This is a genomic window from Curvibacter microcysteis, from assembly GCF_028649455.1.
Taxonomy (GTDB): Bacteria; Pseudomonadota; Gammaproteobacteria; order Burkholderiales; family Burkholderiaceae_C; genus Curvibacter; species Curvibacter microcysteis.
Map to the genome: position 1 here is coordinate 1,053,960 of NZ_JAQSIO010000001.1, position 20,857 is coordinate 1,074,816.

The window sequence follows — 20,857 nt, forward strand, 5'->3', positions numbered from 1 at the left end:
GCTGCAGGTGTTCAGATCCAGGGCCCCAACCAAAGGCGTTGTGTGAGACTGCTGCTGATCGAAGACGATGCCCCCCTGGCCGAGGCCCTGAGCGCCTATCTGCGCGGCAAGGGCTTTGTGGTGGACACCGCCGCCACCCTGGCCCAGGCACGGGCCGCCCTGCCTGCCGCCCACTGGGGCGCGCTGCTGCTGGACCTGCACCTGCCCGACGGCGACGGCCTGAGCCTGCTGCCCCTGCTGCAGCGCCAGCACCCGGGCTGCAGCGTCATCGTCCTGACCGCGCGCGACCAAATCACCGACCGCATCCGTGGCCTGGACGCAGGCGCTGACGACTACCTGGTCAAACCCTTTGATGCCGACGAGCTGCTGGCCCGGCTGCGCGCCGTCGAGCGCCGGCGCGGCGGTGGTGGCCAACATGGCGCGGTGCTGCAACTGGGCAACCTGACCATCGACCTGGCGCGCGACCGCGTGCTGCTGGACGGCCTGGCGGTTGAACTCACGGCCAAGGAGTGGGCCTTGCTGCGCGTCATGGCCAGCCGCCCGGAACGCATCCACAGCCGAGACAGCCTGCTCGACGCCCTCTACGGCTTTGACGACGAGACCGACAGCAACACGCTGGAGGTGTTCATCAGCAAGCTGCGCCGAAAAATCGGGCGCGAACGCATCCAGACCCTGCGCGGCCTGGGCTACCGCCTGGCGGGCAGCCCCACATGAACACCGCCCCGCCCCGCGCGCCCAGCCTGGTCACCCGGCTCAGCCGCCCCCTGGTGCTGTGGGTCAGCGCCCTGTGGCTGCTCACCGCCCTGGGCACCACCTGGTATGTGCGCACCGAGGTCAATGACGTCTACGACAGCGCCCTGTCCGAAAGCGCCTGGCGCCTGCTCGACCTGGTCAACCATGAACTCGCCGAACACGGCGCCGGCCTGGTGCTGGGCGAGGCGCCGCCCCAACGCAGCCAGGACTTCCCGCTGCACCTGGAGCCACACCACCTGATCTACCAAATCACCAGCCCCGATGGCGTGCTGCTGCTGCGCTCCGGTGACGCCCCCGCCCAGGTGCTGGCGCCCAGCGTGCGCTACGGCTTTTCAGAGCAAGGCGACTGGCGCGTCTTCAGCCTGACCCACCCCGTCAGCCAGGCCCGCATCCATGTGGCCGACGCGCTGGCCCACCGGCGCCACACCCAGCTCGACATCGTGCTGTCGCTGATGCTGCCCCTGCTGGGCCTGCTGCCGCTGCTGGCGCTGCTGATCCGCCACATCACCCGCCGGGAGCTGGCCAGCGTGGCGACGCTGGCCGACCAGATCCACGAGCGCAGCGACCGCAACCTCAGCCCCCTGTCCAGTGCCGGCCTGCCCGCCGAACTGCTGCAGATCACCGAGCGCAGCAACCACCTGCTGCAGCGCCTGGCCGGCGCCCTGGACACCGAGCGCGCCCTGGCCGCCAACGCCGCCCACGAGCTGCGCACCCCACTGGCCACCGCGCGGCTGCGCCTGCAAGGCCTGCAAGACCTGATCGGCCAACAACCCGACGCCGTGCTGCGCCAGGAACTGCAAAAAGCCCAGGACGCCCTGGCCCAGCTGAGCCGGCGCACCGAGAAGCTGCTGCAGCTGTCGCGCGCCGAATCAGGCGCCGCGCTGGCGCGCGAGCCCGTGCCCCTGAGCCCGCTGGCCGCTGCCGTGGCGCAAGAGTTCTGGCTCGACCCCACCCTGATGGACCGGCTGCAACTGGAAGTGCCCGAGGACGGCGAGGCCATCGCCCTGGGCGACGCCGACGCGCTGGCCATCGTGCTGCGCAACCTGCTGGAAAACGCCGTGCGCTATGCCCCGCAAGGTCCGATCGTGCTCCGTGTGGGCCTGCCCGCGCGCTTGAGCGTGCGCGACCACGGCCCCGGCATCGCGCCCGAGCACCAGGCCGAACTGCTGCGCCGCCACCAACAAGGCCAACCCAACGCCGACGCGCTGGCGGCGGCCGGTGCGCGCCGCCCTCCTCAGCCCGGCTATGGCCTGGGCCTGTCCATCGTCAGCACCATCGTCGAGCGCCAGGGCGGCCAAGTGACGCTGTGCTCGCCCGCCCCCGGGTCGCCAGGCAGCCTCGGCCCGGGCCTGGAAGTGCGCCTGGATCTGCCGCCGGCCCCGCCGGACCCACGACCAAGCCATTCATGAAACATTCAGGTCGGGGCCTTAGGCTACCTGTAACAAATAACAACCACGCCATGAACCTCCCAGCCCTTTCTGCCAGCGCCTTGCTCGGCGCCTGCCTGCTGGCCCTGCTGCCCGCCCAGCCCTTGCGCGCGGCCGAGCTGCTGGCTTTGAGTGCCGCCCAAGCCGAAGCCGCCGGCCTGCGCACCCAGGCCGCCACCCCTGCCGGCGCCGACGAGGCCCAGCGCAACCTGGTGCTGCAAGGCACGGTGGTGCTGCCCAGCCAGGCCAGCGACATGGTCAGCACCCCGCTGGCCGGTGTGGTGCAGGCCGTGCTGGTCAACCCTGGCCAGAGCGTGGCCGCCGGCACGCCGGTGGCGCGCCTGCTCAGCCCCCAGCTCATCGAGTGGCAACGCGACTGGCTGCACGCCGAGGCCCAGTCCCAGCTGGCGCGCGAGCGCCTGCAGCGCGACGAGCAGCTGTTTGCCGAAGGCATCATCGCCGAGCAGCGCCTGCGCGAAGCCCGCAGCCAGGCCCGCATGGCCCAGGTCTCACTGGACGAAAAAACCCAGGCCCTGCAACTGGCCGGCCTGTCGGCGCGCCAGCTGCAGCAGCGCCAGCTCGACCCGCACCTGACCCTGCTGGCGCCCGCCGCCGGCACCGTGCTGGGCCTGGACGCCAGCCCAGGCCAGCGCCTGGAAGCCGGCATGCCCGTGGCCCGCCTGGCGCGGGCCGGCCGGCTCAGCATCGAGGTGCAGGCCAGCCAACAGCAACTGCCTTGGCTGCTGGTCGGCCAAAGCCTGCAAGTGGACGGCTGCAAGACGCCCGCGCGCCTGGCCGCCATCACGCCCCAGGTCAGCAGCAGCAGCCAGTCCGCGCTCTTGCGGGCTGACTTCTCGGGCAGCGAAAACTGCCTGCGCCTGAACCAGTTTGTGCAACTGCGCGGTGCCGCGGCCGGTGCGCCCAAGGGCGCGAGCGCGCTCAGCATCCCGGCCGAGGCCGTGGTGCAGCACAGCGGCCAGCCCCACGTGTTTGTGCAGCGCGCCAAGGGCTATGAGCCGGTGGCCGTGACCCTGGCGCCCGGGGGCGGCGCGCGCGTCACCGTGCTCAGCGGCCTGCGCGCGGGCGACGCGGTGGTGGTCAAGGGCACGGCCGCGCTCAAGGGGGTGTGGCAAGGCCTGGGCCAGGAAGAAGCCGCGCCACCCAAGGCCCCGGCCTCGCCCGCGAAGGCCCCGTGATGCTGAACCGCCTGATCGCCCTGGCGTTGTCGCAGCGCCTGTTCACCCTGGTGCTGACCTTGGCGCTGATCGGCGCCGGCGTGCTGGCCGGGCGCGAGCTGCCCATCGACGCCTTCCCCGATGTGTCCACCACCCAGGTCAAGCTCATCCTCAAAGCCCCGGGCATGACGCCGGCCGAGGTCGAATCGCGCATCGTCGCGCCCATCGAGCAAGAGCTGCTGGGCATCCCCAAGCAGGTCATGCTGCGCTCCAGCAGCAAGTACGCGATCGCCGACATCACGCTGGACTTTGCCGACGGCACCGACATCTACTGGGCCCGCCAGCAGGTCAGCGAACGCCTGAACGGCGTCATGGCCGACCTGCCGCCCGGCCTCGGCGGTGGCCTGGCCCCCATCACCACACCGCTGGGCGAGATGTTCATGTTCACGGTCGAAGGCGAGGCCAGCCTGGCCGAGCGCCGCATCGTGCTCGACACCTTGATCCGCCCGCGCCTGCGCGGCATCCCCGGCGTGGCCGACGTCAACTCCCTGGGCGGCGTGGTGCAGACCTTCGAGGTGGTGCCGGACCTGGCCGCGCTGAGCGCACGCCAGCTGCCCATCAGCCAGTTGCAGGCCGCCCTGGAAGGCAACAACCGCAACGACGGTGCGGGCCGCCTGGTCAGCGGCGAGGAGTCCCTGCTGGTGCGCAGCGACGGCAGCATCCGCCACCTGGACGATGTGCGCGACATCAGCGTCAGCCAGCACGGCGGTCAGTCGGTGCGCGTGGGCGACGTGGCCCTGGTGCGCCTGGGTGAACTGGCGCGCTACGGCGCCGTCACCCGCAACGGCGAGGGCGAAACCGTCGAAGGCCTGGTGCTGGGCCTGCGCGGCGCCAACGCCCGCCAACTGGTGCGCGAGGTGCGCAGCACCCTGGACGCACTGGGGGCCAGCCTGCCCCCGGGCATGCGCATCGTGCCTTTTTACGACCGCGGTGAACTGGTCGGTCGCGCCATCGGCACCGTCGCCAAGGCCCTGGCCGAGGCCACCGTGCTGGTGCTGGTCTTGCTGCTGCTGTTCCTGGGCAATTTACGGGCCGCCCTGGTGGTGGCGCTGATCCTGCCGCTGTCGGCCCTGGGCACTTTTGTGCTGATGCAGCAGTGGGGCTTGTCGGCCAACCTGATGTCGCTGGGCGGCCTGGCCATTGCCATCGGCATGCTGGTCGACGCGGCGGTGGTGGTGGTGGAGAACATCGAAGCCCGCCAGGCCAGCCTGAGCGGCCCCGCCCTGGCCCTGCCCAACCAGCACCATGTGTACCGGGCCACGGCCGAGGTGGCGACGCCAGTGGGCGCGGGCGTGGCCATCATCATGATCGTCTTCCTGCCCCTGCTCACCCTGCAAGGCCTGGAGGGCAAGCTGTTCAGCCCGGTGGCACTGACCATCGTGTTTGCGCTGGGCGCTTCGCTGCTGCTCTCGCTCACCGTGATCCCGGCCCTGGCCTCCTGGCTGTTGCGCCCGCCCGCGCCCGGCCACGCGCACCGGGCGCCCTGGCTGGTGCGCTGGCTGGAGGCGCGCTACAGCCCACTGCTGGACTGGGCCCTGGGCCACACGCGCACCGTGGTCGTGGGCTCGCTGCTGGCGCTGGTGGCGGCGCTGGCCATCTTCCCCCTGCTGGGCAAGTCCTTCATGCCCTCGCTGGACGAGGGCGATGTGCTGCTGCAGGTTGAAAAGCTGCCCTCGGTGTCGCTGGAGGCCTCCGTCGCCACCGACCTGGCGCTGCAACGCCGCATCCTGCAAGCCGTGCCCGAAGTGGACAGCATCATCGCGCGCGTCGGCACTGACGAGCTGGGCCTGGACCCGATGGGCCTCAATGACACCGACACCTTCCTGGTGCTCAAGCCACGCGAGACCTGGGGCGTGCCCCACAAGGAGGCGCTGATCGACAAGATCCGCGAGGCGGTGCAAGACCTGCCAGGCATCAACATCGGCTTCACCCAGCCGATCGAGATGCGCACCTCGGAGATGCTCTCGGGCGTGCGCGGCGACCTGGCCATCAAGGTCTTCGGCCCCGACCCGCAGACCCTGGCGCAGCTGGCCCAGCAGATCGTGCAGGTGGTGCAGACCGTGCCCGGCAACGAAGACGTGATCACCGCCCAAAACGAAGGCGTGCAGTACCTCAGCATCTCGCTCAAGCGCGCCGCCATCGGCCGCCTGGGGCTCACGGTGGAGCAGGTGCAAAACGACCTGCGCGCCCTGCTCGAAGGCCAGCGCAGCGGCACCGTGGTGCAAGGCATCCGCCGCGTGCCGCTGATGATCCGCGGCAGCGACAGCCTGCGCCTGGCCCCTGAGCAATTTGCCCAGCTGCGCCTGCCCCTGCCCGACGGCGCCTCGGTGCCGCTGAGCCATGTGGCCGAACTGCAGATGGTGGACGGCCCGGTGAAGATCGAGCGCGAAAAATCCATGCGCATGTCGGTGGTGCGCGCCAATGTGCGCGACCGCGACCTGGTGGGCTTTGTCGACGAGGCCAAGGCCGCCGTGGCCCGCGAGGTCAAGCTGCCGCCCGGCTACCTGCTGGCCTGGGGCGGGCAGTTCGAAAACCAACAGCGCGCTGCCGCCCGCCTGAGCGTGGTGGTGCCGGTGGCGCTGGCGCTGATCCTGCTGGTGCTGTTCGCCACCCTGGGCCAATGGCGCCAGGCGCTGCTGGTGTTCGTCAACATCCCGTTCGCGCTGATCGGCGGGCTGTTCGCCCTGGGGGCCACCGGCACCTACTTGTCGGTGCCCGCCTCGGTGGGCTTCATCGCGCTGATGGGCATCGCCGTGCTCAACGGCCTGGTGCTGGTCACCTGCTTCAACCAGCTTGCCGAGCGCGGCCTGCCCCTGGACGAGGTGGTGCGCCAAGGCTGCCTGCGCCGCCTGCGCCCTGTGCTCATGACGGCCAGCATCACCGCCCTGGGCCTGGTGCCGCTGCTGCTGGCCACCGGGCCGGGTTCCGAAATCCAGCGCCCACTGGCCACCGTGGTCATGGGGGGCTTGCTCAGCGCCACCGTGCTGACCTTGTTCCTGCTGCCGCTGCTGTACCGCCACTTTCACCGGCCTGCGCGCCACCCCCTCGCATGACGACTGAGTTCACCGCCCCCACCGCAGCGCTGTGCCTGCTGACCCTGTCACTGCCGCCAGCACTGGAAGAGTCCCTGCTCGACGCCCTGCAAACCCTGCCAGCCCTGGGGCCCACGCCAGGCCCATTCACGGTCTGGCAGGGCCAGCTACTGGGCCCGGGCGTGGCCTTGGTCAGCGCCATGGAACAGGTGCAGGGCCGCGCCAAACGCTGCCTGGTGCAGTGGCCACTGCCGCCCGCCGATGTGCCCGCCGTGGTGCAGGCCTTGCGCGACACCCTGCGCCACCCCGATGTGCATTGGTGGAGCACCCCGGTGCTGGCCCACGGAAGCCTCGCATGACACCCACCGCTGCTTTTCAAGCCCGCCTCCACGCCCTGGTCCTGGCCGGCCTGCTGGCCTGCACACTGCCCAGCCACGCGGCCGGTGCGCTGGCCGCTGGCGAACACCCGCCCCACACCAACCCACTGGCCCGCCTGAACCCCGAGGCCCAGCCCTGGGTGGCCAGCCTGCACCAGGTGCTGCCGCCCGACGCGCCCGTGCGCGCCATGCTGCTGCGCCAACCCCAAGTGCAAGCCGCCCACGCCGGCGTCGGTGTGGCCCAGGGCCGGCAGGCGCGCCTGGCCGCCGGTCCGCACGAATGGACCGTCAAAAGCGGCTTGCAACAACGCCGAGAAAGCCTGGGCCCGCGCTTCACCGAAGGCGAACTGGCGCTGGAGCGGGGCCTGCGCCTGCCCGGCAAACAGATCACTGACCAGGCCATGGGCCGCGCCGAGATCGAGGTCAGCACCCTGGCCTTTGAAGACACCTGGCACGAGTCCGCACGCAGCCTGCTCAAAGCCTGGTTCGACTGGCTGCGCGAAGCCCGCAGCAGCCGCACCCTGGCCGAACAAGCCCAGTTGGCCGAGCAGCAATTGAAGGTGGTGCAGCGCCGCATCCAGGCCGGTGAAGCCGCCCGCCTCGAAGGCCTGCAGGCCGAAGCTGAATCCAGCCGCGCCCAGGCCGCCTGGCAGCAAGCCGCCGCGCGCGAGCGCAGCCTGCAAGCCGACTTGCTGCGCCGCTACCCGGCCTTGCAAGCCAGCGTGCAGTCGCTGGCCCCTGCCAACCTGCCCGCCCCCAGCGCCCTGCCCGAGGGGGCGGCGGCCTGGGTGGAACGCGTGCTGGCCGACAACCACGAACTGGAACTGGCCGAGGCCCAGGTCCAACAAGCCGAACTGCAAGCCCGCCGCGCCGGTCTGGACAAGCAGGCCGACCCCTCCGTGGGCGTGCGCGCCGCGCGAGAACGCGGCGGCGCCGAGCAGGTGTTCGGCATCTACCTGTCCCTGCCGCTGGGCGGGGCGGCGCGCCAGGCCGACGAGCAGATCGCCCTGGCCCAGGCCCAGGTGGCGCGCGACAAGGCCGCCGAGGTGCGCCAGCGCGTGAGCAGCGAGGCTTGGCGCATCGCCTGGCTGGCCAGCGAGGGCGAAGTCGCCTGGCGCTCGCTGGACACGGCCGGCCAACGCATGGCCCAGGCCGCCGCCTTGGCCGCACGGGCCTACAGCCTGGGTGAATTGCCACTGGGCGAGGCCTTGCAATCGCGCCGGCTGGCGCTGGAAGCGCAACTCAGCGCCGACGCCGCCCGGCTGGACGTGTTGGAAAGCCAAAGCCGCCTGCTGCTGGACGCGCACCAAATGTGGACGCCGCCCAGCCACGACAAGGAACAGTGATGTGAACGGCGCCGGGCCCGTGGGCCCGCGCCTCAGCCCAGGCCCACCGGGCTGGGAGCGCGCATCACGATGCGCGTGAACAGGCGGTCAAAGGCCGGGTCACGCCGCTGCGGGTTGGCCAGCGGGTCGACGTGGCTCAGGAAGGCCTCGTCCAGGGCCTTCCAGTCATCGGCGTTGAGCACCTTGCGGGCCTCGGGAATGATCACCGACTCTTCCAGGCGCATGTGGTCCAGGTAGAAGCCGACGTAACGGCGTAGCTCTTCCTCGAAGCGGGCGCGCCGCCCCTCGCCCATCAGTTCCCAGGCCAGCAGCAGGTGCTGCAGCTCGCGCACCGCGGCTTCGCCCTTCATGTGCTCGCGCTCCAGTTGCTCGACCACCGTCATCACATGGGGCGAATGCCGGGCCACGCGCGGGAACAGCAGGTCGGATTCCTTGGGGTGGTGCTGTTTTTCAGGGAACTCGTCGATGTAGAACAGCATCGCGCGCATGACATCGAAAAAGCCCTCGGGCTCATCGCCTGGCCCCCGGTCCAGCATCATCAGCATGGAACGCAGCATGGCCGCCAACGCGGTGTGTTCTTCCTGGATGACCTTGATGCATTCCTGTGCCATGTGGCTGCCCCGGAGTTTGAAATGGAAACCCGCAGGGTGCCATGGCTGGCCCGCGCCGTCCCTGACGCAGATCAAGTCACGGTGGGGCCCGGCGCCAGCACCACGCGGTCGGCCGGCAACACAATGCCCGCCTTCAAGCCCACGCCAGCGGGGCCGCTGCCCAGCTCGAAACGCGCACCCAGCAACTGCGCGTAGCGCGACACGATGGCCATGCCCAGGCCCGCGCCCTCGCCCATCCACTCGCGGTCTTCGCCACGCACCCAGCGTTGCAGGATGCGTTCTCGCTCGAGCGGCGCAATGCCGGGGCCGTTGTCGATCACCCACAGCTGCACCCCCTCGGGCTCGCGCCGCAGCTCCACCGTGATGCTGCGCGCCTGCTCGCCTGGCGGCAGTCCGTAGCGCAAGGCGTTGTCCATCAGGTTGTTCAAGATGCCTTCGAGCAAGGTGGCCTGGGCCAGCACGGTGACGGGCTCGTCCAGGCCTTGCGCGCCCAGGTCCACCCCCGCCGCATCGGCGCGCGGCAACACGCGCAGCACGGTGTCGCGCACCAGCGCGTCCAGCGCCACTGGCACGGCCTGCATCTGGGTGCGCGCCTCGTCGGCCAGGGCCAAGGCCAGCAACTGGTCCACCAGGTGGCTGGCCCGCGCCTCGCTGCCCACAATGCGCAGCAGCTGCGCGCGCCAGGCCTCGGGCTCTTTTTGCGCCAGGCCGTACTCGGCCAGGGCGCGGATGCCCGCCAGCGGGGTGCGCAGTTCATGCGCCACATTGCCGGCAAATTCGCGCTGCGCCTGCACGCCGCGCGCCACCCGCACCAGCAGGCCATTGAGGGCGGCGGCCAGGCGGTGCACATCGCGGGTGTTGGCCACCACGGGCAGCGGGGTCAGGTCCTGGGCGTCGCGCTGTTCCATGGCTTGCTGCAAGCGCGTCAGCGGCTGCAGGTCGCGCCGGATGGCCCGGCTCAACCAAGCGGCCAGCACCACCAGCAAGAGCACCTCGGGGATCACCGAATACAACAGCAGGCTGCGCAACAGGGCACTGCGGCTTTGCGTGGTCTGGGCCATCACCACTTCAAAGGCCAAGGGGTCGTTGCGCTGCAGGCGCACGGCGCGCAAGGGCTTGCCTTGGTAGCTGATGTTGGCAAAGCGAAACGGCGGGGCGTCGGGGCTGACGTCCTCGTCGGGCATGTGCAGACCGGCGTGGCCGGCCAGCAGGCTGCCATCGGGCCGGCGCACCGCGAAGTAGATGTTTTCCACCTGGTCGAACAGCACGGCGCGCACCTCGCGCGTGGACAGCATCAGCTCCAGGCCTGCGTCGTTGGCGCGCACGTTGTTGGCCACGGAGTAGGCGTCGTCGAGCAGGGAGCGGTCGTAGGCCGCCTGGGTGAAATGGCTGGCCACCGAGATGGCCACCACCGAGCCCGCCAGCCAGGTCAGGCCCAAGGGCAGCAGCACATGGCGCAGCAGGCGCGAGCGCAGCGAGGGGTAGGCCGCCTGCTCGGCACTCAGCTCATGGGGCATCGCCGGCTTCCAGCAAGTAGCCCAATCCGCGCAAGGTGCGGATGCCCGCACCGCTGCCACTGAGCTTTTTGCGCAGGCGCGAGATGAAGGCCTCCAGGGCGTTGTCGCCCAGGGCCTCGTCAAAGCCCGACAGCTTGTCGGCCAGCGCACGCTTGCTGACCACGCGCCCAGGCGGGGTCATCAGTTCCCACAGCACCTCGAATTCGCGCGCAGGCAGGTCAAAGGGCTCGCCGCGCAGGCTCAGGCGGCGGGCCTTGCGGTCCAACATGAGCGCGCCCACGACCGACACGTCTTGCGTGCCCAGGCTGCGCCGCACCAACGCGCGCAGGCGGGCCTCGACCTCGGCCAGGTCAAAAGGCTTGCCCAGGTAGTCGTCGGCGCCGGCGTCCAGGCCGGCGATGCGTTCTTCGGTGCGGTCGCGCGCGGTCAACACCAGCACGGGCACCTGGTCACCCCGGCTGCGCGCGGCGCGCAGCAGGCTCAGGCCGCTGCCCATGCCGCCGCCGGGCTCGCCCGTGGGCAGGTTCAGGTCCAGCAGCACGGCATCGAAGGGCTGCACGCGCCAGAAATGGTCGGCCTGGCGCAGGTTGGCGGCCGGGTCCACGCGGTGGCCGGCTTCCGTCAGGCTGCGAACCATGACGTCGCGCAGCACGTTGTCATCTTCGATCACGAGAATTCGCACGAGCCTGATGCCCCTTACCTCTGAGGAAAACCCTGATGCTGCTGCCCCACCCCCTCCGCACTCTGGTCAGGTCGTGGTCAGTGAGCCCCAGGCATAAACGAGCCATGAGCATACGACAGCTATGTCTGGTGGCCTTGATGGCCTGCACCAGCACCACCTTTGCGCAAAGCAGCCCCCCCGGTGACAGCCCTTGGCGGCTGGGCCAGGTGCTGCAAAGCGCCCGCAACAACCTGGACGTGCGCCTGGCCCGTGACGTGGCGGCCGCCGCCAAGGCCGATGTGCAAAGCGCCGACCACGCCCCCCTGCCTGTGTTGACCGCCAAGGCCAGCCAGATGGACCTGCAAAACGGTCTGGGCGGTGGCAGCTGGGTCAACCGCAAACGCGTCGACAAAAGCCTGGGCCTGGACTGGACCTGGGAACGCGGCAACAAGCGCGAGCTGCGCACCCTGTCCGCCCAGCGCGCTGCCGACGCCGCCCAGTCCGATGTCGAGGACATGCAGCTGCAGCAACTGCAGGCCGGCCTGAATGGCTTTTACGACCTGCTGGCGGCGCAAGAGCGCCTCAGTGAAATCGGCGCCATTGGCCAAAGCATGAGCCAGTTGGCCAGCACGGCGGCCCGCCGTGTGCAAGCCGGTGACCTGGCGGCCCAGGACGCGGCCCGCATCGAGATCGAAGCCCAGCGTGCCCAAAGCGATGTGCAACTGGCCGAGCTGGACCGGCAACGCGCCGCAGCCGCCCTGAACCAGGTGCTGGGCCTGTCGGGAGCCCCGCGCGCCGCGACCGACTGGCCCGCCGCAGGCTCCGTCAGCACCCAAATCGACCTGGGCGCGGTGGTCGAGGCCCGCGCCGACGTGCGGGCCGCGCTGGCGCGGGTGCAGTCAGCCCAGGCCGCGGTGGACAACGCCCAGGCGCTGACGCGCAGCGACATCACCTGGGGCGCCTCCATGGACCACTACCCCGGCACCTCCACCCGCTTGCTGGAGTTGCGCCTGCAAATGCCGCTGCAAGCCAACTACAGCTACCAAGGTGAAATCGCCCGTGCCCTGGCCAACCTGAACCAGGCCCGCAACGCGCTGGACCGCACCCGCCTGGCCGCCCAGCTGGAGCTGCAAGGCCTGCAACAAGCCCTGCTCACCGCCGAAGGCCGGGCCCAGCGCTATGACAGCGACATCCTGCCGCGCGCGCGCCGCGTGGCCGAAGGCGCCGAGCTGGCCCACAGCAAAGGCGCCATCCCCCTGGTGGACCTGCTGGACGCGCGCCGCACCCTGCGCGCCACCCTGATCGAAGCCATCAACGCCCGCGCCGATTACGCCCGCGCCCGCGGCAGCTGGCTGCTGCGCACCCAGGCCGACACCTTGCTGGCCGCTCCTTGATCCGCCTCCGTTGATGCGTTCACTTACCCCGGACCTTTCCATGCGCTCCCTGTTCACACTCCAACGCTCCGCCCAAATCAGCCTGTGCGCCCTCACGGTGCTGGTGCTGGCGGGGTGTGGCGAAAGCCAAGCCCCCATCGCTGCGCCGCAAGCCGCGCAACCCATCGTGCAAGGCCAGCAACTGCGCTTTCCCAGCGGCCACCCGCAACTGGCGCTGCTGGTAACGCAGGCGGCCCAGCCCGCGCGTGACATCCCCATCGAGCTGCCCTCGCGCCTGGTCTGGAACGAAGAACGCACCCAGCGCATCTACCCGGCTTTTGCCGGCCGCGTCACCGCCATCAGCGCCGACGTCGGTCAGCCCGTCAAAGTGGGCACGCCGCTGGCGCGCCTGGCCTCGCCCGACTTTGGTCAGGCCCAGGCCGACACGGCCCGCGCCCAGGTCGACGCCCGCCTGATGCAGCAAGCCGTGCAGCGCCAACGCGAGCTGTTTGGGGCCGGCATCATTGCCCGCAAAGACCTGGAGCAATCCGAAGCCGACGCCGCCCGCGCACAAGCCGAGGTGGCGCGTGCCCAGGCCCGCACCGCCCTGTACGGCGGGGCGGGCCAAGTCAACCAGCAGCTGGCCCTGAGCAGTGGCATCCAAGGCGTGGTGGTGGAACGCAACCTGAACCCCGGCCAGGAACTGCGCCCAGACCAATCCGGCCCCGGCGTACCGCCGCTGTTCGTGCTCAGCGACCCCGGCTCGCTGTGGGTGCAGATCGATGCGCGTGAAATCGACACCGGCTTGCTGCGCACGGGGGCCCCCTTCGAACTGGAGGTCGCGGCCTACCCGGGCGTGGTGTTCACCGGCAAGGTGCTGGCCGCGTCCGATTTCATCGACCCCGGCACACGGACCATCAAGGTGCGCGGCCTGGTCAACAACAGCGACCGCCGCCTGAAGGCCGAGATGCTGGCCACGGCCCGCATCCGCCAAAGCTTCCCCAAGGGCGTGGTGGTGCCCGCCACCGCCGTCACCCTGCGCGGGACCCGCCACGCGGTGTTTGTGCAAACCCAACCTGGCGTGTTCGAGCCGCGCGACATCACCCTGGCCTACGAAGGCCCCAAAGAGGTGGTGATCAGCCAGGGCCTGCAAGCTGGCGAGCAGGTGGTGGCTGAAAACGCCCTGCTGCTGGCCCGCCAGTTCCACGTGGCCCAGGAAGACTCCATGGGCCGTGCCAGCGACGCAGCCAACAAGGCCGGCAACAAGAAGGCGGACGCCCCATGAAACGCCTGATTCAATACGCGCTGCACCAGCCCCTGTTCATCGTGCTGGGCACCCTGCTGTTTGCCATGGCCGGGGTGTTTGCCTTCAAGAACCTGTCGGTCGAAGCCTTTCCCGACGTCACCGACACCCAGGTCACCGTCATCACCCTGTACCCCGGGCGGGCGGCCGAAGAAGTTGAAAAGCAGGTCACCCTGCCCATCGAAGTGGCCTTGTCGGGCCTGCCCAATTCGATCCGGGTGTTTTCGCACACCCAGTTCGGCCTGAGCTTCATGGTCGTCACCTACGACGACAAAGCCGACGTCAACCTGGTGCGCCAGCAAGTCAGCGAGCGCCTGCGCGGCGTGGACCTGCCCGCCGGCGTGGAGGCCGAGATCGCCCCCAACGCCACACCGGTCGGCGAAATCATGCGCTACCGCCTGCGTGGCGACGGCAAGAACACCACCGAGCTGCGTTCGCTGGAAGACTGGGTGGTCGAACGTGGCCTGCGCCAAGTGCCTGGCGTGGCCGATGTGGTGGCCATGGGCGGCGCCATCAAGCAGTACGAAGTCCAGCCCGACCTGGACAAGCTGCGCGCCTACAAGCTCAACTTCCAGAACCTGCTCGACGCCCTGGGCCGAGGCAACTCCAACGCCGGCGGCAGCTATGTGGCCCAAGGCGCACAGCAGTACACCATCCGCGGCCTGGGCTTGCTCAAGTCGCCGGAGGACATTGGCCGCATCGTGGTGGCGGCGCGCAATGGCACGCCCATCCTGATCCGTGACATTGCCCAAATCAAGATCGGCGCTGTGCCGCGCCTGGGCGTGGTGGGCCAGGACGAGGACGACGACATCGTCACCGGCATCGTGATCATGCGCAAAGGCGAGAACCCCAGCGTCGTGCTCAAGGGCGTGAAGGACAAGATCGCTGAACTCAACGACCACATCCTGCCCGCAGGCGTGAAGATCGAGCCCTTCTACGACCGCACCTGGCTGATGGACAAGACCCTGACCACGGTGTTCCGCAACCTGGTCGAAGGCGCCCTGCTGGTGTCGCTGGTGCTCTACATCTTCCTGTCCAACCTGCGCGCCAGCCTGGCCGTGGTGGTGGTGATTCCGCTGGCCTTGCTGGCCACCTTCATGGGCCTGAAGATCATGGGCGTGCCGGCCAACCTGCTGAGCCTGGGCGCGATGGACTTCGGCATCATCGTGGACGGCGCGGTGATCGTGATCGAGAACATCCTGCACCGCCTGTCCGAGAACCGCGAGGACATGCCCGAGGCCGAGCGCAAGCAGACCATCATCGATGCGGCCAATGAAGTGGGCCGCCCGACCCTGTTCTCGATGCTGATCATCATTGCCGCGCACATCCCCATCTTTGCGCTGCAACGCCACGAAGGCCGCATCTTCCAGCCCATGGCCCTGTCGGTGACGACCGCGCTGGTGGGTTCGCTGATCTTCTCGCTGACCCTGGTGCCGCTGCTGGCCTACTGGATGCTGCGCCGCAAGCTGCCGCACGACGACAACCGCGTGGTGCGCAGCGCCAAGCAGGTGTATGAACCCGTGCTGACCTGGGCCCTGAACCACCGCCGCAAGGTGGCCGCCATCGCCGTGGCCGCCTTCGCCCTGTCGGGCGTGGTGGCCTCGCGCCTGGGCTCGGAGTTTTTGCCGGAGTTGAATGAAGGCACGACCTGGGTCAACTTCGCGCTCTCGCCCAATGTGTCCACCGACGAAGCGGCCCGCATCCTGCGCATGGCGCGCAAGGCCTTGCTGTCGGTGCCCGAGGTGCGCACCACCGTGTCCAAGGCCGGCCAGCCCGAAGACGGCACCGACCCCAAGACCATCAGCATGGCGGAGATCTTTGTCGACGTGAAGCCTGAGCACGAATGGCGCCCTGGCATGACGCGCGACAAGATCGTCGACGAGATGGACCGCGCCCTGTCGGCCATCCCCAGCATCGACCCGGCCTTTTCGCAGCCCATCCGCGACAACGTGCTGGAGTCGATCTCGCAGATCAAGGGGCAGATCGTGATCAAGCTGGCGGGCGACGACCTGGCCGAAATGAAGCAGATCACCGAAGCCATCGCCCGCGAGGTCAAGCAGGTGCAAGGGGTGTCGCGCGCTGAAATCGACCGCGACGGCCAGGTGCCGCAGTTGCTGATCGACATCGACCGCGACCGCGCCGCGCGCTACGGCCTCAACGTGAGCGACATCCAGGACGTGATCGAAGCCGCCCTGGCCGGCAAGGCCGCCACCAGCCTGTGGGAAGGCGAGCGCAAGTTCGCCGTCGCGGTGCGCCTGCCGCCCGAAGAACGCCTGATTGCCAACCTGGAGCGCACGCCCATCTCCACCCCGGACGGTGGTTATGTGCAGCTGGGTGCAGTGACCCACATCACCGAAACCAGCGGCGCCATGAACATCGCCCGCGAGGCGGGTCGGCGCACCACGGCCATCGGCATCTTCATCAAGGACCGCGACATGGGTTCGGTGGTGGCCGACATGAAGGCCCGCGTGCAAAACAACGTGAAGATCCCCGACGGCTATGTGGTGAACTGGTCGGGCGAGTTCGAGAACCAGGAACGCGCCATGAAGCGCCTGTCCGTGGTGGTGCCGATCTCGCTGCTGCTGATCTTTGTGCTGCTGTTCGACGCCTTCAAGTCCTTCAAGATGGCCTCGCTGATCCTGCTCAACGTGCCCCTGGCCCTGGTCGGCGGCTTTGTGGCGCTGTGGCTGTTCGCCATTCCGCTGTCGGTGTCGGCGGCCATCGGCTTCATCGCGCTCAGCGGCCAGGCCGTGCTCAACGGGGTGGTGATGCTGTCGGTGTTCCAGCAGCTGCGCAAAGCCGGTCACACGGTGTATGAAGCAGCCCGCCTGGGCTCCATGCAGCGCCTGCGCACCGTGCTGATGACGGCCATGCTGGCCGCCCTGGGCCTGCTGCCCATGGCGCTGTCGCGCGAGATCGGCTCCGAGACCCAGCGCCCGCTGGCCATCGTGGTGATCGGTGGCCTGGTCACGGCCACGCTGCTGACCCTGGTGGTGCTGCCGTCCCTGTACGTGTCCTGGTTCTCGCGCTCCAAGCTCAACGAGTCCAAGAACTGATGGTTTCTTTGCATGAGGCGCCGACCTGGCGCCCCAGCGACACGGCCACGCCACAGGGAAAACCGATGGCGGTGGTCTTGTTGCATGGTCTGTGCAGCACCCCGGATGAGTTGCTGAGCGTCAACGGCCCGCTGCGCCAGCTGGGGTGTGAAGTGGTGCCGCTGCGCATCGAGGGCTATTCCTTTGCGGCAGACCAGCCCCACGCCGCCGCCCGTCCTTTTGAGGACTGGGTGGCGGCGGTGCACCGATGCATCGCCGATCTGCGGCGCCGGCACCCACGCGTGGTGCTGGTGGGCATCTCAGCGGGTTCGGGTTTGGCCCTGGCCTCGGCCTTGGACCCCGCCCACCCGGTCGATGGCCTGGTGCTGATGTCCACCACCTTGCGCTACGACGGCTGGGCCATTCCGCCCTGGCATTTTTTACTGCCGCTGGCGCTGTACACGCCCATCGGACGTTGGTGGCGATACCGCGAACAAGCGCCCTATGGCGTGAAGAACGAGCGCATCCGCGCCTGGATCGAGCGCGAGCTGCAAAGCCGGCAAGTCTCACGCGCCGGCAGCGCCACGCTGGACGTGGGCTACCTGCGTGAACACGACCGGTTGATCCGCCATGTGCGTCAGCGCCTCGCTCAAGTGCGCTGCCCTCAGGTGTTGGCCTTGCACGCGGAAGAGGACGAAGTGGCCAGCCTCAAAAACCTGGGGCTGCTGGCGCGAGGTTTGTCATCTGCGTCCATTTGTCTCAAAACAGTTACAGTTCGCAACAGTTACCACATGATCAGCATCGACAACGACCGTCAGTTGGTGGTGAAGGAAACCGTGGATTTCGTTCGTTCTCTCTTGCCAGCTGGGTGACGCCACCCTTGGCCCTTTTGGCCCGCCCATGACCCCCGATATTGACCAGACCATTGCCCAGATCCTCGTCGACAAGTTTCACCTGGATGCGGCACTGATCCGACCCGACGCCGCCCTGGAAGACCTGGGCCTGGATTCCCTGACCCTGATGGAATTCGTCTTCGCCATCGAAGATGCGTTCAACCTGCGCATCCCCGAAGAGCGCCTGGACCCCCGCCAAGGCGGCATCACCTTGAGCCACCTCGCCGAGGTGATCCGCGAGCACCTGGCCAGTCAGGCCACTCAGCCGTGAACAAGCCCTCCTTCGACCCTGTGGGCGTGGCCGGCATCGGCCTGCTGACCCCCTTGGGTCAGACGCTGGACGCGCTGGGCCAGGCCGTGCGCCAGGCCCGTTCTGCCGTCACCGCCTGGCCGCTGGACCTGCCCGGCATCGACCCGGCCTGGCTGCCGCTGGCGCGCTGCGATTTCAACGACAGCCTGGTCCGCACCCCATCGCGCATCCCAGCCGACCGGGGCACGGCCATGGCGCTGGCGGTCACGGCCCAGGCCTTTGCCGCCAGTGGCCTGGACCGCCAAGCGCTGGACGCCGAACATGTGGGCCTGTTCTGGGGCAGTGGCATGGCCGGCGCACACAGCTTCGACAGCACGTGCCAAACCCTGTACGGCCAGCAAAAACGCATCCGCCCCACCACGGTGCTGAGCACCATGCCGAATGCAGCGGTGGCTGAGATCAGCCTGCAACTGGGCATCCAAGGCGCCACCCTGACCTATGCCTGCGCCTGCGCGTCCTCGGCGGTGGCCATCGGCGAAGCCATGCGTGCCCTGCGCGGCGGCTGGCTGGACGTGGCCGTGGTCGGGGGTCATGAATCCATGCTCAGCCCCGGTGTGCTGGCCAGTTGGCAGGCCATGCGCGTGCTGGCACCGACCGGCCCCGAAGGTGTTGGCGCCGGCTCGGCCTGCCGACCCTTTTCGGCGGACCGCCAAGGCTTTGCCATGGGCGAAGGCGCAGCGGCCCTGGTGCTGGAGTCCCAAGCCCATGCCCAGGCACGGGGCGCACAGCACCGATTGCAGCTCACGGGCTACGCCACCAACTGTGACAGCCGGCACATCAGCCAACCCGATGCCGAAGGTCAGGCCCGGGCCATGCGTGCAGCCCTGCGTGACGCCGGCCTGCAAGCCAGCGACATTGGCTACCTGAACGCGCACGGTACCGCCACCGTGGCTGGCGACCAGGCCGAGGCTGACTCGGTGGCCGCCGTGTTTGGCCCACAAGGCGTGCCTGTCAGCTCCACCAAAGCCATCCACGGCCACTTGCTGGGGGCGGGCGGCGCAGTGGAACTGGTGGTGGCCCTGCAGGCCTTGGACAGTGGCCTGCTGCCGCCAACCGCCCACCTGTTGACCCCGGGGGCCGGCTTTGCGCTGGACCTGATCCAGGGCGAGGCACGCTCGGTGTCCGGCCTGCGCCATGTGATGTCGAACTCATTCGCCTTTGGCGGCACCAACGCCGTGTTGATTGCCAGCCTCGCTTGAAAAAAAAGCCGCTCTGGGCAGAGCGGCTTTTTCAAGTTTCCCGAGGGCCCCAGGCGCCAGCCCGGGGACACACAAAGCTCACATGCCCAACAGCCCCGAAGGCGCGCGGCTGCCACGGCCCAAATAGGCGGTGGCGGTGGCGGTGGCGGTGGCCGTGGCATGGTCCGCGCTGTGGCGCTCGCTCAGGCGGAACTGACGCACCACGCTGGCCAGGCGGTCGGCCTGTTCACGCAGGGACTCGGCCGCGGCGGCGGACTGTTCCACCAGGGCCGCATTTTGTTGGGTCATCTGGTCGATCTGGGCGACCGACTGATTCACATTGCCAATGCCGTTGGACTGCTCCGAGGCCGCCGCGGTGATCTCGCCAATGATGTCGGTCACGCGTTGCACGCCGCCCACGATCTCGTCCATGGCCGAGCCTGCGTCCTCCACCAGCTTCACACCGCCGTCCACGGCCGTGACGCTGTTCTGGATCAGGCCCTTGATTTCGCTGGCCGCCTGGGCAGAACGCTGGGCCAGGCCACGCACCTCGCTGGCCACCACGGCAAAGCCACGGCCTTGCTCGCCAGCACGGGCGGCTTCCACCGCTGCGTTCAAGGCCAGGATGTTGGTCTGGAAAGCAATGCTGTCGATCAAACCGATGATGTCGTTGATCTTGCGGCTCGAGGCCGAGATCTGGTGCATGCTGGACACCGCTTGGCGCACCACCGTGCCGCCACGCACGGCCGCCCCAGAGGCCGAGGCCGCGAGCTGGTTGGCCAACTGGGCCGACGAGGCGGTTTGCTGCACATTGCCCGTCAGGTCATTGATGGACGACACCGTGACCTGCACATTGGACGCGGTCTGCTCGGTGCGGCCCGACAGGTCGGTGTTGCCCGAGGCAATTTCGTGGCTGGCCGTGGCGATGTTTTCGCTGGCGTCACGCACCTGCGACACCATGGCCCCCAGTCCGGCCTGCATGTCCGACAAGGCATGCAGCAAATCCGACACCTCGTCCTTGCCTTCGTAGTCGATGCGGCGTGACAGGTCCCCCCCCGCAATGGCTTGCGCGGCATGGCGCGCCACTTCGAGCGGACGGCAAATGGACTGCATGTTCAACAGGGTCAGCGGCACCACCACCACCACCGTGATCACTACGGCAGCAACAAACAGCAACTGGGTTTGCTTGGACACGCGGGCCTGGTCGGCCACCGCGTCGTTGACTTGGTCGGTCAGGCTTTTCTCCAACATGGCGAGGGCTTTTTCGCCCTCTTCAAACTGGCTCACAGCGCGCCCGCTCATGCGGTTGGCGGTGGTCGCAGATTCGTAGCCACTGTTCTCGAGTTGGTTGGCCACCGAAGAAAACTGATCCCGGTAAGTGCCCAGTTTTTGGGCAATGGTGTCCAGCACCGTCTTGTCGCTCACGGCCTCCGCTGCGGCGATGCGCTTCAACACCTGCTCGGAGCGGCCAATCGCCTCCAGCCATTTGGCGCGCAATTGCTTCACGGCCTCAGGCTTTTCGTACTGGATGATCATGTCCTTCTCGAAGCGGCGGACCTGGGCCAACTCAGCGCGCAATTCGGTCAGGCTGCCCATGGCGGCGTACGAGTGGGTCATGAAGTCTTCACTCATGCTCTGGATGCGGAACATGCCCAGCATCCCCGCCCCCCCCAGCAAGCCCAACAAACTGAGCACCACCGCGATCGCACCGATCATGCGGAAACGGATGGTGAACATACGCATCATTGCAAACAGATTCATGAGGGGTCTCCAGTTGCCATCCGTCGGTCCCAAAGGGGCCTCTTG

The 20,857-nt window shown here is 68.7% G+C and carries 16 protein-coding genes; 12 read left to right on the forward strand and 4 right to left on the reverse strand.

Translation table 11 applies throughout. The features are described 5' to 3' along the window. The first annotated feature begins 42 nt into the window (after nt 1-42). Genes PSQ39_RS04760 through PSQ39_RS04785 form a run of 6 tightly spaced genes read left to right on the forward strand, consistent with a single transcriptional unit; the run spans nt 43 to nt 8,170 of the window. On the forward strand, nt 43-714 hold the full coding sequence (locus tag PSQ39_RS04760) for a response regulator (RefSeq protein WP_273925524.1): 672 nt from the start codon (nt 43-45) through the stop codon (nt 712-714). Next, on the forward strand, nt 711-2,162 hold the full coding sequence (locus PSQ39_RS04765; RefSeq protein WP_273925525.1) for a sensor histidine kinase: 1,452 nt from the start codon (nt 711-713) through the stop codon (nt 2,160-2,162). The genes PSQ39_RS04760 and PSQ39_RS04765 overlap by 4 nt, the downstream gene beginning before the upstream one ends. A 50-nt stretch (nt 2,163-2,212) precedes the next feature. After that, a complete protein-coding gene (locus PSQ39_RS04770; protein ID WP_273925526.1) occupies nt 2,213-3,376 on the forward strand; it encodes an efflux RND transporter periplasmic adaptor subunit in 1,164 nt (387 codons plus the stop codon). After that, complete coding sequence (locus tag PSQ39_RS04775; RefSeq protein WP_273925527.1) at nt 3,376-6,468, forward strand: efflux RND transporter permease subunit; 3,093 nt, start codon at nt 3,376-3,378, stop codon at nt 6,466-6,468. Before PSQ39_RS04770 ends, PSQ39_RS04775 begins: the two co-directional genes overlap by 1 nt. After that, a complete protein-coding gene (locus PSQ39_RS04780) occupies nt 6,465-6,806 on the forward strand; it encodes a DUF3240 family protein (protein ID WP_273925528.1) in 342 nt (113 codons plus the stop codon). The genes PSQ39_RS04775 and PSQ39_RS04780 overlap by 4 nt, the downstream gene beginning before the upstream one ends. Next, complete coding sequence (locus tag PSQ39_RS04785) at nt 6,803-8,170, forward strand: TolC family protein (RefSeq protein ID WP_273925529.1); 1,368 nt, start codon at nt 6,803-6,805, stop codon at nt 8,168-8,170. Before PSQ39_RS04780 ends, PSQ39_RS04785 begins: the two co-directional genes overlap by 4 nt. A 32-nt stretch (nt 8,171-8,202) precedes the next feature. On the opposite strand, the gene PSQ39_RS04790 is transcribed toward PSQ39_RS04785, so the two are convergent. From PSQ39_RS04790 to PSQ39_RS04800, 3 genes are all read right to left on the reverse strand, one after another. Then, the gene (locus tag PSQ39_RS04790) at nt 8,203-8,781 is read right to left on the reverse strand and encodes a hemerythrin domain-containing protein (protein WP_273925530.1); all 579 of its coding nucleotides are present in this window, start codon (nt 8,779-8,781) and stop codon (nt 8,203-8,205) included. Nucleotides 8,782-8,852: 71 nt separating this feature from the next. After that, nucleotides 8,853-10,298, reverse strand: coding sequence for a sensor histidine kinase (locus PSQ39_RS04795; RefSeq protein ID WP_273925531.1), 1,446 nt, complete (start codon nt 10,296-10,298; stop codon nt 8,853-8,855). Further along, complete coding sequence (locus PSQ39_RS04800) at nt 10,288-10,980, reverse strand: response regulator transcription factor (protein ID WP_273925532.1); 693 nt, start codon at nt 10,978-10,980, stop codon at nt 10,288-10,290. Before PSQ39_RS04800 ends, PSQ39_RS04795 begins: the two co-directional genes overlap by 11 nt. A gap of 104 nt (nt 10,981-11,084) precedes the next feature. Here PSQ39_RS04800 and PSQ39_RS04805 point away from each other — a divergent pair, with 104 nt between their 5' ends. From PSQ39_RS04805 to PSQ39_RS04830, 6 genes are read left to right on the forward strand one after another with little or no spacing between them, the layout of a single operon-like run. Further along, nucleotides 11,085-12,353 carry a TolC family protein gene (locus PSQ39_RS04805; RefSeq protein ID WP_273925533.1) on the forward strand — a complete coding sequence of 423 codons (1,269 nt, stop codon included), beginning with the start codon at nt 11,085-11,087 and terminating at the stop codon, nt 12,351-12,353. A 40-nt stretch (nt 12,354-12,393) separates the two neighbouring features. After that, a complete protein-coding gene (locus PSQ39_RS04810; RefSeq protein ID WP_273925534.1) occupies nt 12,394-13,617 on the forward strand; it encodes an efflux RND transporter periplasmic adaptor subunit in 1,224 nt (407 codons plus the stop codon). Next, entirely contained in the window at nt 13,614-16,691 is a 3,078-nt protein-coding gene (locus PSQ39_RS04815) for an efflux RND transporter permease subunit (RefSeq protein ID WP_273925535.1), read from the forward strand. Before PSQ39_RS04810 ends, PSQ39_RS04815 begins: the two co-directional genes overlap by 4 nt. Next, nucleotides 16,691-17,542, forward strand: a complete 852-nt coding sequence (locus PSQ39_RS04820; RefSeq protein WP_273925536.1) for an alpha/beta hydrolase — start codon at nt 16,691-16,693, stop codon at nt 17,540-17,542. The genes PSQ39_RS04815 and PSQ39_RS04820 overlap by 1 nt, the downstream gene beginning before the upstream one ends. 28 nt (nt 17,543-17,570) lie before the next feature. After that, nucleotides 17,571-17,834, forward strand: a complete 264-nt coding sequence (locus PSQ39_RS04825) for an acyl carrier protein (protein WP_273925537.1) — start codon at nt 17,571-17,573, stop codon at nt 17,832-17,834. Next, nucleotides 17,831-19,072, forward strand: a complete 1,242-nt coding sequence (locus PSQ39_RS04830) for a beta-ketoacyl-[acyl-carrier-protein] synthase family protein (protein WP_273925538.1) — start codon at nt 17,831-17,833, stop codon at nt 19,070-19,072. The genes PSQ39_RS04825 and PSQ39_RS04830 overlap by 4 nt, the downstream gene beginning before the upstream one ends. A gap of 78 nt (nt 19,073-19,150) precedes the next feature. Here the strand turns inward: PSQ39_RS04830 and PSQ39_RS04835 are convergent, their stop codons facing one another. Further along, complete coding sequence (locus PSQ39_RS04835) at nt 19,151-20,812, reverse strand: methyl-accepting chemotaxis protein (protein WP_273925539.1); 1,662 nt, start codon at nt 20,810-20,812, stop codon at nt 19,151-19,153. Nucleotides 20,813-20,857: the final 45 nt, after the last annotated feature.

What these genes read in the sequence shown, in the direction of transcription:
- PSQ39_RS04765 (WP_273925525.1), top strand. Translation starts at nt 711, where the DNA reads ATGAACACCGCCCCGCCCCGCGCGCCCAGCCTGGTCACCCGGCTCAGC.
- PSQ39_RS04770 (WP_273925526.1), top strand. Translation starts at nt 2,213, where the DNA reads ATGAACCTCCCAGCCCTTTCTGCCAGCGCCTTGCTCGGCGCCTGCCTG.
- PSQ39_RS04775 (WP_273925527.1), top strand. Translation starts at nt 3,376, where the DNA reads ATGCTGAACCGCCTGATCGCCCTGGCGTTGTCGCAGCGCCTGTTCACC.
- PSQ39_RS04780 (WP_273925528.1), top strand. Translation starts at nt 6,465, where the DNA reads ATGACGACTGAGTTCACCGCCCCCACCGCAGCGCTGTGCCTGCTGACC.
- PSQ39_RS04785 (WP_273925529.1), top strand. Translation starts at nt 6,803, where the DNA reads ATGACACCCACCGCTGCTTTTCAAGCCCGCCTCCACGCCCTGGTCCTG.
- PSQ39_RS04790 (WP_273925530.1), bottom strand. Translation starts at nt 8,781, where the DNA reads ATGGCACAGGAATGCATCAAGGTCATCCAGGAAGAACACACCGCGTTG.
- PSQ39_RS04795 (WP_273925531.1), bottom strand. Translation starts at nt 10,298, where the DNA reads ATGCCCCATGAGCTGAGTGCCGAGCAGGCGGCCTACCCCTCGCTGCGC.
- PSQ39_RS04805 (WP_273925533.1), top strand. Translation starts at nt 11,085, where the DNA reads ATGAGCATACGACAGCTATGTCTGGTGGCCTTGATGGCCTGCACCAGC.
- PSQ39_RS04810 (WP_273925534.1), top strand. Translation starts at nt 12,394, where the DNA reads ATGCGCTCCCTGTTCACACTCCAACGCTCCGCCCAAATCAGCCTGTGC.
- PSQ39_RS04815 (WP_273925535.1), top strand. Translation starts at nt 13,614, where the DNA reads ATGAAACGCCTGATTCAATACGCGCTGCACCAGCCCCTGTTCATCGTG.
- PSQ39_RS04820 (WP_273925536.1), top strand. Translation starts at nt 16,691, where the DNA reads ATGGTTTCTTTGCATGAGGCGCCGACCTGGCGCCCCAGCGACACGGCC.
- PSQ39_RS04825 (WP_273925537.1), top strand. Translation starts at nt 17,571, where the DNA reads ATGACCCCCGATATTGACCAGACCATTGCCCAGATCCTCGTCGACAAG.
- PSQ39_RS04835 (WP_273925539.1), bottom strand. Translation starts at nt 20,812, where the DNA reads ATGAATCTGTTTGCAATGATGCGTATGTTCACCATCCGTTTCCGCATG.